This window comes from Nocardioides pocheonensis (assembly GCF_003725535.1).
Classification (GTDB): domain Bacteria; phylum Actinomycetota; class Actinomycetes; order Propionibacteriales; family Nocardioidaceae; genus Marmoricola; species Marmoricola pocheonensis.
This window is the reverse complement of the sequence record NZ_RJSF01000040.1, coordinates 253,064-266,008: the sequence shown is the minus strand read 5'-3', so window position 1 is coordinate 266,008 and position 12,945 is coordinate 253,064. Positions and strand designations below refer to the sequence as shown.

13 protein-coding genes and 3 tRNA genes are annotated in these 12,945 nt (G+C 71.0%); 7 read left to right on the top strand and 9 right to left on the bottom strand.

Features of this window, described 5'->3' with window-relative positions:
• The first annotated feature begins 447 nt into the window (after positions 1 to 447).
• The 3 genes from EFL26_RS12180 (at position 448) to EFL26_RS12170 (ending at position 2,940) form a co-directional block, all read left to right on the top strand.
• Positions 448 to 963 carry an iron hydrogenase gene (locus tag EFL26_RS12180; RefSeq protein ID WP_123223138.1) on the top strand — a complete coding sequence of 172 codons (516 nt, stop codon included), beginning with the start codon at positions 448 to 450 and terminating at the stop codon, positions 961 to 963.
• Positions 960 to 2,726 (top strand): [FeFe] hydrogenase, group A, encoded by a 1,767-nt coding sequence (locus EFL26_RS12175; RefSeq protein ID WP_123223137.1) that lies wholly within the window; start codon positions 960 to 962, stop codon positions 2,724 to 2,726. Before EFL26_RS12180 ends, EFL26_RS12175 begins: the two co-directional genes overlap by 4 nt.
• Positions 2,727 to 2,866: 140 nt before the next feature.
• Positions 2,867 to 2,940, top strand: a tRNA-Arg gene (locus EFL26_RS12170).
• Positions 2,941 to 3,015: 75 nt separating this feature from the next.
• Here EFL26_RS12170 and EFL26_RS12165 read toward each other — a convergent pair.
• The 5 genes from EFL26_RS12165 to EFL26_RS12145 all read right to left on the bottom strand — a co-directional run bounded on the left by EFL26_RS12165 (position 3,016) and on the right by EFL26_RS12145 (position 6,206).
• Positions 3,016 to 3,270: a WhiB family transcriptional regulator gene (locus tag EFL26_RS12165; protein ID WP_123223136.1), complete on the bottom strand. Its 255-nt coding sequence runs from the start codon at positions 3,268 to 3,270 to the stop codon at positions 3,016 to 3,018.
• Positions 3,271 to 3,630: 360 nt separating this feature from the next.
• The gene (locus EFL26_RS12160; protein WP_123223135.1) at positions 3,631 to 4,668 is read right to left on the bottom strand and encodes an adenosine deaminase; all 1,038 of its coding nucleotides are present in this window, start codon (positions 4,666 to 4,668) and stop codon (positions 3,631 to 3,633) included.
• A gap of 7 nt (positions 4,669 to 4,675) precedes the next feature.
• Complete coding sequence (locus EFL26_RS12155; protein WP_123223134.1) at positions 4,676 to 4,939, bottom strand: hypothetical protein; 264 nt, start codon at positions 4,937 to 4,939, stop codon at positions 4,676 to 4,678.
• 42 nt (positions 4,940 to 4,981) lie between these two features.
• The gene (locus EFL26_RS12150; RefSeq protein WP_123223133.1) at positions 4,982 to 5,728 is read right to left on the bottom strand and encodes a DsbA family protein; all 747 of its coding nucleotides are present in this window, start codon (positions 5,726 to 5,728) and stop codon (positions 4,982 to 4,984) included.
• Positions 5,709 to 6,206, bottom strand: coding sequence for a MauE/DoxX family redox-associated membrane protein (locus EFL26_RS12145; protein WP_123223132.1), 498 nt, complete (start codon positions 6,204 to 6,206; stop codon positions 5,709 to 5,711). The genes EFL26_RS12150 and EFL26_RS12145 overlap by 20 nt, the downstream gene beginning before the upstream one ends.
• A 129-nt stretch (positions 6,207 to 6,335) precedes the next feature.
• Between EFL26_RS12145 and orn the strand changes: the two genes are divergently transcribed.
• On the top strand, positions 6,336 to 6,986 hold the full coding sequence (gene orn, locus EFL26_RS12140) for an oligoribonuclease (RefSeq protein WP_123223131.1): 651 nt from the start codon (positions 6,336 to 6,338) through the stop codon (positions 6,984 to 6,986).
• Between the two features lie 59 nt (positions 6,987 to 7,045).
• Positions 7,046 to 7,121 (top strand) — tRNA-His (locus tag EFL26_RS12135).
• A gap of 30 nt (positions 7,122 to 7,151) precedes the next feature.
• Here EFL26_RS12135 and EFL26_RS12130 read toward each other — a convergent pair.
• From EFL26_RS12130 to EFL26_RS12120, 3 genes are all read right to left on the bottom strand, one after another.
• On the bottom strand, positions 7,152 to 8,654 hold the full coding sequence (locus EFL26_RS12130; RefSeq protein ID WP_123223130.1) for a sensor histidine kinase: 1,503 nt from the start codon (positions 8,652 to 8,654) through the stop codon (positions 7,152 to 7,154).
• Between the two features lie 88 nt (positions 8,655 to 8,742).
• On the bottom strand, positions 8,743 to 9,723 hold the full coding sequence (locus tag EFL26_RS12125) for a pirin family protein (protein ID WP_123223785.1): 981 nt from the start codon (positions 9,721 to 9,723) through the stop codon (positions 8,743 to 8,745).
• A gap of 70 nt (positions 9,724 to 9,793) precedes the next feature.
• Positions 9,794 to 10,171, bottom strand: a complete 378-nt coding sequence (locus tag EFL26_RS12120) for a hypothetical protein (RefSeq protein WP_148046695.1) — start codon at positions 10,169 to 10,171, stop codon at positions 9,794 to 9,796.
• 325 nt (positions 10,172 to 10,496) lie between these two features.
• On the opposite strand from EFL26_RS12120, the gene EFL26_RS12115 reads away from it, so the two are divergent.
• Positions 10,497 to 12,068 (top strand): phytoene desaturase family protein, encoded by a 1,572-nt coding sequence (locus tag EFL26_RS12115; protein WP_123223128.1) that lies wholly within the window; start codon positions 10,497 to 10,499, stop codon positions 12,066 to 12,068.
• A 72-nt stretch (positions 12,069 to 12,140) separates the two neighbouring features.
• Positions 12,141 to 12,213: transfer RNA gene (locus EFL26_RS12110), tRNA-Lys, on the top strand.
• 60 nt (positions 12,214 to 12,273) lie between these two features.
• Here EFL26_RS12110 and vanX read toward each other — a convergent pair.
• A complete protein-coding gene (gene vanX, locus EFL26_RS12105) occupies positions 12,274 to 12,891 on the bottom strand; it encodes a D-Ala-D-Ala dipeptidase VanX (RefSeq protein ID WP_123223127.1) in 618 nt (205 codons plus the stop codon).
• Between the last annotated feature and the right edge of the window lie 54 nt (positions 12,892 to 12,945).

Sequence of the window (12,945 nt, the reverse complement as noted above, 5' to 3'; positions counted from 1 at the left end):
CGATCCAACCGCGCATACCGAGCACCCACATACGAGATCCCGACGAGGGTCAGGAAGACGAAGGCCAGGAGCTGCTTCTTGGTCCGCGAGGTGAGCACGTCAGGACGCAGTTCGCTCGTCGGCGGCGGCGTGCGGGCGAGTGCTCATCGGGGCAGGCTCCGAACGGGTGGGAGGGGTGGGGTGCGTCCCATTGTCGCCGAGGACGTCGCAGAGGCGTCGTCATTTGCCTGTGCCCTGACTCACAGTGGGCACTGCCTCACCGTGGCCGGTGGGCCGCGCAGAAGGCGTCGCGGGCGGCGTCTGCCCCGGCACCGGCCGGGAACGCCGCCTCGATCGCGTGCGGACCAAGGCAGGAGGGCCGTCGATCAGGTGACGATCGCCTCTGCGAGCCGCGGCCCGGATCGGACAGGGTGGAGGTAGCCGGACAAGGCGATGGGGAGGTACCCCGTGGCAGCCGATCACACCATCTCGCTGCGACACGCCGCCGTGGTGTCGAACACGTTCGCCCTGCTGCTGACCGTGTCCATGGTGACGCCGTTGCTGGGGCTGCCGCAGCTCTACACCGGCTCGATCGTCAACGCGACCCTGCTGGTCACCGCCGTGGTGCTGGGTCCACGCGCCGCGGTCACCCTGGGTTTCCTGCCCAGTGCCTTCGCGCTCATGTCCGGGCAGCTGCCCGCGCGGTTGGCGCCCCTCGTCCCGCTGATCGTGACCGGGAACGCCCTCCTCGTGGTGGTCTTCCACTGGATGCGTCGGCGGGGCTGGTGGGTGGGCGTCGTCGCTGCGGCCGTGGCGAAGTTCTGCTGGCTGTTCGGGACGACCAGCCTCTTGTCCGCCGCGATGGGCCTGGCCGGGCCGGCGGCCACGCTCGCGCTGACCCTGATGGGCTGGCCGCAGCTGGTCACCGCCCTCTCGGGCGGCGTCATCGCCTACGCGGTGCTCAAGCCTGCGAGACGGCTGTGACCGTCACGGTCAGCCTCGTCCGGGACGACCGCGTGCGCACCGGTCGGGTGACGGTCACCGTTCCCGAGAACAGCACCATCAAGCAGGCCGCAGACCTCGGGGGCGTGGACTGCCCCACCTTCTGCGCGCTGCCCGAGATGCCTCCCGGGAGTGCGGAACCGCCGTACACGTCGGGCAGCTGTGGCCTGTGCACCGTCGACCTGCAGCTCGCGTGCGGCCGGACATCGAGCGTCTGCGCGTGCCGCTACCGGCTCACGTCGGCCGAGGACGGTGCCGTGATCACGGTGCACAGCGCGCGCCTGGACAGCACCCGGGATGCGAACGCGACCCTCCTGGCACTGAGGCACAGGGCCTCCTGCATCACCTGTCCGCTGGGGTCGGAGCCCTGCGAGCTGCGCACGATGCTCGCCGGCCACGACCTGGGACTCGAGCGCTATCCGCACCCTTACCTGGCGCCGGAGCCACCCGACGTGAGCAACCCCGTGCTCGACGTCCAGCGCGACAACTGCGTGCTCTGCCGCCGCTGCGAGAGGATCTGTCCGGTCGGCGCCATCCAGTTCGTCGGACGGGGTCGCGACACGAGCCTGCTGATCGACCCGGACCGCTGCGTCAGCTGCGGGCAGTGCACCCAGGTGTGCCCGGCCGCTGCGATCGTCGAGAGACCCGCGATCCGCCAGGTGCGCGAGGCCCTGGCCGATCCGGACACGGTCGTCACCGTCCAGGTCGCTCCCGCGGTCCGGGTCGCCGTCGGCGAGGCCTTCGGCCTCGCACCGGGCACCAACCTGATCGGGCACCTCTGCGGCGCCCTGCGGCGGCTGGGCTTCGACGCCGTCTTCGACACCGACTTCGCGGCCGACCTGACCATCGTCGAGGAGGCGGCGGAGCTCGTCGACCGGCTCGGCACGGGGCATGCGCTGCCGATGATCACCAGCTGCTGCCCGGCCTGGATCCGGTACGTCGAGACGTTCTGGCCCGACCTCCTCCCGCACCTGTCCACCTGCAAGTCGCCGCAGCAGATGCTCGGCGCGGTCACGAAGAACTGGTGGGCGCAGCAGGTCGGCATCGATCCGGATCGCGTGGTCAACGTCGCGGTGATGCCGTGCACGGCGAAGAAGCTCGAGGCACGTCGGGAGGAGATGGCCGACGGTCCACGACGCCACGTGGACCACGTCCTGACGACCCGCGAGCTGATCCGGATGCTGAAGGCGTCCGGGCTGCACCTTCCCGACGTACCGGAGGAGACGCCGACGCCGATGCTGTCCGAGGGCTCCGGTGCCGGGACCATCTTCGGGGCCACCGGAGGAGTGCTGGAAGCGGCGGTGCGCACCGTCCACACCCTCGTGACAGGCACGGAGCTGGCAGACCCCGATGTGCACGCCGTGCGGGGGACGGCCGGGGTCAGGGCGGCCACGATCGGGCTCGGGGGCCGCACGGTCGAGGTCGCCGTGGTCCACGGGCTGCACAACGTCCCACCCGTGCTGCAGCAGATCCGCGAGGGGTCGTCTCCCTATGCCTTCATCGAGGTCATGGCCTGCCCGGGCGGCTGCGTCGGCGGTGGCGGGCAACCGCACGGCTTCGACATGGCGGTCCGCCGGCAACGGGCCGAGGGGCTCTTCAGCACCGATGCCGCCTCGCCGAGCCGGCGCTCCCACGAGAACAAAGAGGTCGCGACGCTTCGCGCCGCGCTCGGCGACGACGAACGGCACCGGCTGCTCCACACGCGCTACCGGGCGACCGTCACGCCCCACACCGGACGGCTGTGACTGCCCTGGTCCGGGCGCCGGTCAGCCGTCGCGAACGGCGTTCCGAGTCCTGTCGGTACGCTGTGACGCGGGTCAGCGATTCGCTCCGAACCACGACGGAGTTCTCCCGAGGGTTCTCCCGAGGCGAATCCCTGTCCCCCGCCCCCGTAGCTCAGCTGGACAGAGCGGCGGCCTTCTAATCCGCGGGTCACAGGTTCGAATCCTGTCGGGGGCACTCCGTGCTGATGTCGTGGTGCTCACGCACCGGCCTGGCTCCGACGACGGCCGGCCGCGCGAGCCGGGTCGCTGGTCAGCCGACCCGGCGCTCGCTCCATCCCTTGCGGTTGCCGCCCGCCGGGATGAACCCCCGTACGACGCCTCCCCAGATGCCGTAGCGCTCGTCGTTGGCGTCGGCGTACGCCGCGCAGGGCTCGCGCACCGGGCAGCGGGCGCAGGTGCCGAGCGCCTCGTCGGCGCGCTTGGGGTCGAAGAACGACTCCGGGTCGGATCCGCAGGCCGCTCGTTCCTGCCAGTCGGTGCCCGGGTGAGCGTCGTGAAGGCCCATGCCAGAAGGATGCTGGCCGTCGTCGACAGTTCGGTTTCGCCCGCGTTGCCGGCCGGTTGCGACCTTCCCACAGCGCGAGTGCGTGGTCGGGCGCGACAAAGGTGAAGGCCCCGTAAGTATGAGTTACGGGGCCCTCGGCGTCCCTCCGGGCCGAAACCCTTCGGAACACCTCCGTTGTACGCCTGCGCCGTCCTCCCGGGCAAGAGCGGCCCCGGAATTGGTGCGGAATTCATCGCGTGGGACGTGAGCCTCACCACGTCGTACGCGTGTCGCGACCACCCTGGGGGTCGTCGGTGCCGTAGAAAAGTGGTGGCCCTGCAGAGTATGAGACTGCAGGGCCCTACTACGTCCTGGACCCGGTCAGCGCTCGGCGGACGGCTCGTAGGCGTCGATCTCGTCGCAGAGCGCGTCCTTCTCGGCGGCGTCGAGGAAGGCCACGCGCACCGCTGCCTTCGCGATCTCCCGCACGCCCTGCTCGTCGAGACCGAGCAGGTCCGCGGCGATCTCGTACTCGCGGTTCAGCGTGGTGCCGAACATCGGCGGGTCGTCGCTGTTGACGGTGACCACGACGCCGGCTTCGACGAACTGGCGGATCGGGTGCTCCGCGAGGGAGGGCACCGCTCGGGTCGCCACGTTGGACGAGGGGCAGACCTCGAGCGGGATGCCCGTGGACGCGAGGTGGGCGAGCAACGCCGGGTCCTGGACCGCCGAGGTGCCGTGGCCGATCCGCTCGGCGCCGAGCAGCTCGAGCGCATCCCAGATCGTCTGCGGCCCGGTGGTCTCGCCCGCGTGCGGCACGCTCCGCAGCCCGGCGGCCCGCGCCGCGTCGAAGTGCGGCCGGAACTGCGGACGCGGTACGCCGATCTCCGGGCCACCCAGGCCGAACGCGACCAGCCCGTCCGTCGGGTGGTGGAGCGCGTAGTCCAGGGTGGCGTCGGCCGCCGGCAGCCCGCTCTCCCCCGGGATGTCGTAGATCCACCGGAGCCGGATCCCGAAGTCGCGCTCGGCGGCCCTGCGGGCATCCTCGATCGCTTCGCTGTAGGCCTCGATCGGCATTCCCTTGCCCTCGACGTGGGGCTGCACCGAGGTGTACGGCGTGCAGGTCAGCTCGGCGTACCGGACCTGCTGGCCGACGGCCATCTCACGGGCCACCTCGTAGGTCAGGAGCTGGACGTCCTCCGGGGTGCGGATGAGGTCGACCACCGCCAGGTAGACCTCGACGAAGTGCGCGAAGTCGCGGAACTCGAAGAACGCGGCCAGCGCGTCGGGGTCGCTGGGCACGACGCCCGGGTGACGCTCCGCGAGCTCGGCGACCGCCCGCGGCGACGCGGATCCGACGTGGTGGACGTGCAGCTCGGCCTTGGGCAGCCCCGCGATGAAACCTGCCAGATCGGTCACCGGCGGATCATCGCACGACCGCGACGTACCCCACGACGAGAGCGGGGAGCACACCGAGCAGGAGCCACGGGGTGAGCACCGACTTCTGGTTGATGACGCGGACCGCCGCGATCGCCACGATGCCCACGACCGCGGCGATCGAGAGCAGGCCCGGTTCGGCGCCCGCTTGCTTGCTCTGCCCGGCGAGCAGGGAGATGCCGGTGGCGAAGATCGTCGCCGTCGTGAGCACCACCGCCGACATCACCCAGCGCTGGACCCGCTCGATCTCCATGCCTGGATTCTCCCGCCGACCGGGGGTCGACGTCGGGCGGGGCTACTTGTTGCCCTGCTCGACCGCCGTCTCGATCTGGCTGGTCATCTGCGTGACCGCGGTGACCGGCAGCTCCTTGCCGTTGATGAAGACGGTGGGCGTGCCGTTGATCTTCTTGCTGACCATCTCGGCCTTGGTGGCGTCGAAGAACGCCGTGTCCTTGGTCGCCATCGCGTCACGGACCTGCGCGTTGTCGCCTCCGGCCTCCTTGACCCAGGCGGCGATCTCGCTGTCGCTGACCTGGTCCGCGGCCTGCTCGTAGGGCTGCTTGTCGTAGAAGATGTCGTGCAGCTTCAGTGCCGCCTCGGGCGATGCGTGCTGGAGCACGGCCGCCCAGGCGTTGAGCGCCTTGGCCGAGTACGCGTACTGGGTGAGGAGGTTGATCGGCCGGTACTCGACGTACACCTTGCCCTTGTCGGCGTTCCCCCGCAGGAAGTCGCGGGTGGACGCTTCGAGCTCGCGGCAGTACGGGCAGAGGAAGTCCTCGTAGACGACGACCTTCACCGGCGCCTTCGGGCTTCCCATCTTGAGGTAGGTGCTGCCGGCGGAGACCGCCTTCGCTGCCGTGTCCGTGCCCGAGCTGCCGCTGCCGCCGCCGCTGAACCACACGCCGGCCGCGACGAACGCGCCCAGCAGCACGACGATGCCGGCGACCAGCGCCACCCGGCGGTTGCGCTCCTTGCGTGCCTGCGCGGCCCGGATCGCCGCCGCCCGTTGGGTCCGGCTCTGCTCACGACTTTGCTTCGACATCGACTTCCTCTGTCTCGTACGTCTCCAGGGGCGGGAACAACACGCTGTCCACCGCGAGCGGCGTGCGGGGCCGCCAGACCAGGAACAGCGAGAGCGCGAGCAGCCCGACGTCGCGGGCGATCTCCCACGGGTACTGCTTCGACGCGTCGGGGTTCGGTCCGCCGCTGCCGAAGCATCCGCAGTCGATCTCGATCCCCCGGCTCCAGACCGAGATCATCCCGATCACGAACGCGACCAGCAGGAGCCCCGAGACCACGCCGGTGAACCGGAGCAGCAGCCCGAGCACCAGGCAGGCCCCGAGGACCACCTCCAGCCAGGGCAGCACCTGGCCGACGGTCTCCGCCAGACCGGTGGGCAGCAGCTGGTACGCGCGCACGGCGCTGATGCTGGTCTGCGGGTGCGGCAGCTTGGCCAGACCGGCCCAGAGCCAGACACCGCCCAGCACCAGCCGGGCCAGCAGACCGAGCCAGCGCACCATGCCTCAAATCTAGAGGCGCCGGCTGAGCGTCACCTGATAAGGCTGACGTCTCGTGACCAAGGTCCGGCCGAGGGCGTGCCACTCGTCCGCCGGGCCGGGACCTTCCGCCCTTGAGTAGGCTCACGCCTCGTGAACGACCGACTCGTGTGGATCGACTGTGAGATGACCGGCCTCGACTTCGTCGCGGACGCCCTCGTCGAGGTCGCGGCCCTGGTGACCGACTTCGACCTGAACGTCCTCGGCGAAGGGGTCGACGTGGTCATCGCCCCTCCCCAGGAGGCGATCGACCAGATGGCGCCGTTCGTCCGCGACATGCACACGTCCTCCGGCCTGATCGACGAGCTCGCGCAGGGAACCACGCTCGCCGACGCCGAGGCCCGGGTGCTCGCCTACGTGCGCGAGCACTGCCCGGAGGGCAGCCGGCCTCCGCTCGCGGGCAACAGCGTCGGCACGGACCGGGCGTTCCTCGCGCGGGACATGCCCGCCCTGGAGGGGTTCCTGCACTACCGGAACGTGGACGTGTCGTCGATCAAGGAGCTCTCCCGGCACTGGTACCCGCGCGCGTACTTCAACTCCCCCGCCAAGAGCGGAGGGCACCGCGCGCTCGCGGACATCCAGGAGAGCATCGAGGAGCTGCGCTACTACCGCGAGGCCGTGTTCGTCCCGCCGCCCGGCCCGGACACCGAGCAGGTCCGCCGGATCGCCGCGCAGCACCAGGGAGCGCTCACCGGGTCTCGCCCGGAGGGCGCCGCCGGTGTCACCGACGCGTCGGAGAACTAGTACACTTCCGTCTCGGCCCCGGCAGTACGGCACCTCAGTACGCGACCCGGGGCCTCATGGTGGGTGTAGCTCAGCTGGTAGAGCACCTGGTTGTGGTCCAGGTGGTCGCGGGTTCAAGTCCCGTCACTCACCCCAGGTGAAGCCGCAGGTCCCCGGCCTGCGGCTTCAGTCTTCCTCGGGCCCGTCGAGCGGGGGCGTCGCCGAGGTCCTCGGCAGCGTGAGCACGAACACCGCACCGCGTCCGCCGGGGCCCGCGCGGTACTCCAGCGAGCCGTCGTTCACCTCGGCCAGCCGCGCGGCGATGTAGAGGCCGAAGCCGGAGCTCGAGACCGCCTGCATGGAGCCCCGGCTGAACCGCTCGAACAGGTGCGGCACGAAGGTCGCGGGCACGCCAGGACCGCGATCGGCGACCTCCACGGATGCCGTGTCCACGTCCACCGTCAGGGTGATGGTCCACGGTGGCTCCCCGTGACGGAGGGCGTTCACGGCCAGGTTGGCAATCACCTGCCGCACGTGGAAGGCGTCGACGAGCACGCTCACCGGCGCTGCGTCCACGGCGAACGCGGACGCTCCCGGCACCTCGTCGAGCGCCTGCCGGACCAGCACGCCGAGGTCATGGGCCTCGAGCCGCGGCACGATCTTGCCGGCGTCCAGCGTCGCCAGCGCGAGGATGTCGTCCACCAGCGTGCGCAGCTTCAGCGCCGACCTCCTCACGGTCGCGATCTGCCCACGCCGGTCGCCCTCGGGCGTCTGCTCCCAGTCCTCGTCGAGCGCCTCGAGGTAGCCGAGGATCACGGTCAGCGGGGAGCGGACGTCGTGGCCGAGCATGCCGAGCACGTCGGCGTTCAGCTGGTTGACCTGCCTCAGCTCGGCGTTCACCCGGGCGATCTCCCTCGCGGCCTCGTTGACCTCGGTGACGTCCTGGACCGTGCCGTTCACGCGCACCACGACGCCGTGGCCGTCCAGCACGGGCCGACCGCGGCTGTGGACCTCGCGCACCGTGCCGTCGGGCCGGAGGATGCGGTACTCGGAGCTGTACTCGTCTCCACTGCGGGTCGCCCGGTCACGCACGTCCTTCATCCGCGCGGCGTCCTCGGGGTGCACGCGCGCCATCAACGCCTCGATGGTGGGCACGAACGTCGCCGGGTCCACGCCGAAGATGCGGTAGAGCTCGCGCGACCAGGTCACCTCACCGCTCTGCACCCCCCAGGACCAGCTCCCCAGCTTGGCGAGGCTCTGGGCCTCGTCCATCGCTCGTTGCGCCTCCACGCGCGGGGTCACGTCGGTGACGAGCACGAAGAAGCCGCGGACCTCGCCGCCGACGATGTCGGGCACGTAGGAGGCCTGCGTGTGTCGTGTCCTCCCGAACGTGTCGACCAGGGTGCGGTCGAACAGCTGCTCCTCGCCGGCCAGCGCCCCGAGGATGTAGGGCAGGTTCTTGGCGTAGACCTCCTCGCCGAGCACCTTGCGGATGTGGACGCCACGCATCTGCCGGGGAGTGAAGCCGAACCACTCGATGTAGGCGTGGTTGGCGACGACGTTGCACTGGTCGGCGTCCCAGTAGGCGATCATCGCCGGCAGCCGGTCGAAGACGACGTGGAGCAACCGGGCCTCGGCCTCCCGGGCCGACTCATCGTTTCCCCCGAGCGGCCGTCGCGCCACGTCCACGGATCCACGGTAGGCCGCGCCGTCAACCCCGGGTCAGGGGCTTTGGGCCTGCGGCGCCGTTCCTTGCTCCGGAACGGCGCCGGCCCGGTCAGCCCTCCTGGAGCGTGGTCGGAGCGCCGTGCACGTTGGGGATGGTGCCGAGGCGACCCTTCTGGAAGTCCTCGTAGGCCTGCATGACCTCGGCCTTCGTGTTCATCACGAACGGGCCCGCCCAGGCCACGGGCTCGCGGATCGGGCGGCCGCCGAGGACGAGCACGTCGAAGTCCGGCGTACGGCTGTCGTGGCGCGTCGCGCCCTCGACCGTGACGAAGTCACCCGCACCGAGCACCGCGAGGTTGCCCATCCGCAGGGCCTTCTGCTCGGTGCCCACGGTGCCGTGGCCGGAGAGGACGTAGACCAGCGCGTTGTACGCCGGGTCCCACGGCAGGTCGAGCCGGGCTCCGGCCGACACGGTGGCGTGCACCATCGTCATCGGTGTGTACGTCGTCCCGGGCCCCTGCGTCTCCCCGACGCTGCCCGCGATCACGCGCACGAGCGCTCCGGCATCGTCCGACGTCGCCAGGCCGACCTGGCCCGAGCGGATGTCCTGGTAGTGGGGCGCGTTCCACTTGGCGTCCTTGGGGAGGTTCACCCAGAGCTGGATGCCGTGGAACAGGCCACCTTGCTGGACCAGCCACTCGGGCGGCGCCTCGATGTGCAGCAGGCCGCTGCCTGCGGTCATCCACTGCGTGTCGCCGTTGGTGATCGTGCCGCCACCGCCGTGGCTGTCGTGGTGGTCGAAGACGCCGTCGATGATGTAGGTGACGGTCTCGAACCCGCGGTGCGGGTGCCACGGAGTGCCCTTCGGCTCCCCCGGCGCGTACTCGACCTCACCCATCTGGTCCATGTGGATGAACGGGTCCAGGTCACGCAGGTCGACACCGGCGAACGCCCGGCGCACCGGGAAGCCCTCGCCCTCGTAGCCCGACGGCGCGTCGATCACCTGCCTGACCGGGCGGACGGTGTCGCCGAGTCCCGGCGCGCGCAGGCGCCTCAGGACGGTCAGGTCGTCAACGGTCACAGCTGGCATCGCGGCCACCTCTTTCGATCGGGTGACCGGTCCAACGGTAGTTGAAAGTTGAATATTCCGCCAGCGACCGTCAGCCGCACGCCCCGACGACCCAGACGTCGTCGACCTCGGTGTCGTCGTGGTTGACCTGCCAGGCGTCGTCGAAGGCCATCTTCTGGTCGGTGTCGTCGCGGAACCGGTGCACGACCAGGTACGACGCGATCCGTCCGGACGGCCAGTCCGCCGAGGGCACGCAACCCGGGTACGCCGCCGCGTCGGCCGCAGTCCATGCGGGGGCTGCGGAGGCGGCATCGGGCAGGGTCGCGTCCGCGGAGTGCGCCGAGCGGTCGACGACCATGGCCTGACCCAGCCCGAGGACCGCTGCCACGGCGGCGAACCCGACCACGCGGGGCACCAGTGCGCGCAGCACGAAGGACCTGAAGGTCCTCGCGCGTGGTCGCGCGGTCATGATCCCCATCCGGCACCCCCAAGCATCGGTTGCCAGGACAACGACGCACCCGCGTCCGGCGTTATGACCCCGTGACGGGCACCACGCAAGCCCCGCGGCACGGCGGCGGGCGAAGGGGACGGACACGATCGGCTCCTGGGTCGACGGGTGGGCTGGTCGAGAGCCACGCTGCCCGCCGGCCCTTGGGCCCGACCCCGGCCGGACTGGAGCGGGACTGGGGCGCGCCCCGGCCCGTCTCCGGGCGGACTGGAGCGCAGCCGCCTCGGCTCGCGGACGAGGTGCTCGAAGACCGCGAATACGGGGAAACCGGACTACGGTTCGGTGCATGGCACGCAGGGAGAGGTACGACGTGGTCGTCGCCGGCGGTGGCCACAACGGCCTCACGGCCGCGGCCTACCTGGCGCGGGCGGGCCTCTCCGTGCTCGTGCTCGAGCGACTCGACCACCTCGGCGGAGCCGCGGTCAGCGCGGAGGCCTTCCCGGGCACCGGCGTACGGCTCTCGCGCTACTCCTACCTCGTCTCGCTGCTGCCCGAGAGCATCGCGCGCGAGCTCGAGCTCGGCGTCGAGCTGCGCTCCCGGGCCACCGCGTCGTACTCCCCCGTCCTGCGCGGCGGGCGGCACACCGGGCTGCTGGTCGAGCACGACGAGGCAGCTGCCACACGGGAGTCGTTCCGCGCCCTCACCGGCGGTGACCGCGAGTACGACGCATGGAGGCACTTCTACGCGGACGTCGCCAAGGTCGCCGCGAAGGTCGCCCCCAGCCTGACCGAGCCGCTCGTCACCGGGCGGGAGATGGCCGCGGGCATCGACCCCGACGTGTGGACGGCACTGGTCCAGCGACCTCTCGGAGAGCTCGTGGAGAGCCGGTTCTCCGACGACCTCGTCCGCGGCGTGGTCGCGACCGACGCGCTGATCGGCACCTTCGCCGGCATGCACGACCCGTCGCTCGCGCAGAACCGGTGCTTCCTCTACCACCTGGTCGGCAACGGCACCGGCGAGTGGCGCGTGCCCGTGGGCGGCATGGGCGCGGTCACCGACGCGCTCGCAACGGCCGCGGCCGATGCCGGGGCGGAGCTGGTCACCTCGGCGGGGGTCAGCTCGATCGCAGCCGACGACGACGGGGCGGAGGTCACCTGGCACGACGGCGAGCGCGCGCACGGCGTACGTGCCGGGGTCGTGCTCGCGAACGTCGCGCCCTGGGTGCTGCGGATCCTGATGGGCGAGGACCCCGACGAGAGCGACAAGCCGGTCGGCTCGCAGCTGAAGATCAACTTCCTGCTGTCCCGGTTGCCGGCGCTGCGGTCCGGCGACGACCCGGCGCGGGCCTTCGCGGGCACGTTCCACGTCGCCGAGGAGTACTCCTCCCTGGAGCAAGCCTTCGCGCAGGCCTCCGCCGGCGAGCTGCCCGAGCCGCAGCCCGGCGAGCTCTACTGCCACTCCCTGACGGACCCCTCGATCCTCGGTGACCAAGCCGGTCGAGGGGTGCACACGCTGACCTACTTCGGGCTGCACCTGCCCGAGACCCTGTTCCGGACCGACACCGAGGCGCGCAAGGCCGAAGCGGTGCGCCGGGCGATCGCGGCGATCGACGTGCACCTCGCCGAGCCGCTGCTCGACTGCGTGCTCCGCGGTCCCGACGGCTCCCTCTGCGTCGAGGCGAAGATCCCCCAGGAGGTCGAGGCCGACCTGGCGATGCCGGGAGGCCACATCTTCCACGGCGACCTCTCCTGGCCCTGGGCGTCGAGCCGCGAAGCGCTCTCCACCCCGGCCCAGCAGTGGGGCGTGGCCACCGAGATCCCGTCGGTGCTGCTGTGCGGATCAGGCGCCCGGAGGGGCGGCGCGGTCAGCGGCCTCGGCGGTCACAACGCCGCCCAGGCGGTGCTCGCCGCACGCTGACGGCGGCCCCGATCCGGAGGCCCACCCTCGATTTCTGATCGACGGCAGGGGGCTGCTAATGTTCCGCATCGCGCGCCATTAGCTCAATTGGCAGAGCAGCTGACTCTTAATCAGCGGGTTCGGGGTTCGAGTCCCTGATGGCGCACCCACCACCGCAGGCCAGATGCCCCGAGGGCGTCTGGCCTTCGTCGTTCAGCGACGCGGGTCAGCCGACCGGGAAGTCGAAGTACGTGTCGGGGTAGGGCTCGTCCGCGAGCGTGTAGTGCCACCACTCGCACTCGTACGCCGCGAACCCGGCGGCCTCCATGACGGCGCGGAGGTGGGCCCGGTTCCGGGTCTCGAGCGGCGCGATCCCGTCTGCCCCGTGGTGGGAGACCGGGTCCATCAGGTCGTGGTCACCGCCCATCGGGGCCAGGGCGCCCGAGCCCAGGTGGAAGAGGGTCAGGTCGACGGTGCTCCCCCGGCTGTGGCCGGACCTCGTGGCGACGTATCCCTTCGCGAACATCTCGCTCCGCTCGAGACGGGGGTAGTGCCTCGGCTTGGTCCGGCCGTCCTCGGGCTGGACGGACCAGCGCACGAAGCTGTCGACGGCGCGCTGGGGGCGGTAGCCGTCCCACAGCAGCAGGCCGAAGCCGAGGGACGCGGCGCGGTCGCGGGCCCGCGCCAGCGCACCGCACAGCGCCCTGGTCCCGAGGATCCGGTTCGCTCGGTAGCCGTCCACCGGCTTGCCGGTGAAGTTGTCCCAGGTCGCGTACTTCGCGTCCCAGCGGATGCCGGGCACGCACTCGTCGACGAACACGAAGTCATCGGGAAAGGCGGTCATGCCGCCAGTGAAGGAAGCCGGATGTTGCCCGCCCGTATGCGGTTTTCGATAACC

Coding starts and splice junctions, on each gene's coding strand:
- EFL26_RS12165 (WP_123223136.1), bottom strand. CDS start 3,270: ATGGGCCTTCACGACGCTCACCCGGGCACCGACTGGCAGGAACGAGCG.
- EFL26_RS12155 (WP_123223134.1), bottom strand. CDS start 4,939: ATGGAGATCGAGCGGGTCCAGCGCTGGGTGATGTCGGCGGTGGTGCTC.
- EFL26_RS12150 (WP_123223133.1), bottom strand. CDS start 5,728: ATGTCGAAGCAAAGTCGTGAGCAGAGCCGGACCCAACGGGCGGCGGCG.
- EFL26_RS12145 (WP_123223132.1), bottom strand. CDS start 6,206: ATGGTGCGCTGGCTCGGTCTGCTGGCCCGGCTGGTGCTGGGCGGTGTC.
- EFL26_RS12125 (WP_123223785.1), bottom strand. CDS start 9,723: ATGCCAGCTGTGACCGTTGACGACCTGACCGTCCTGAGGCGCCTGCGC.
- EFL26_RS12120 (WP_148046695.1), bottom strand. CDS start 10,171: ATGACCGCGCGACCACGCGCGAGGACCTTCAGGTCCTTCGTGCTGCGC.
- EFL26_RS12115 (WP_123223128.1), top strand. CDS start 10,497: ATGGCACGCAGGGAGAGGTACGACGTGGTCGTCGCCGGCGGTGGCCAC.
- vanX (WP_123223127.1), bottom strand. CDS start 12,891: ATGACCGCCTTTCCCGATGACTTCGTGTTCGTCGACGAGTGCGTGCCC.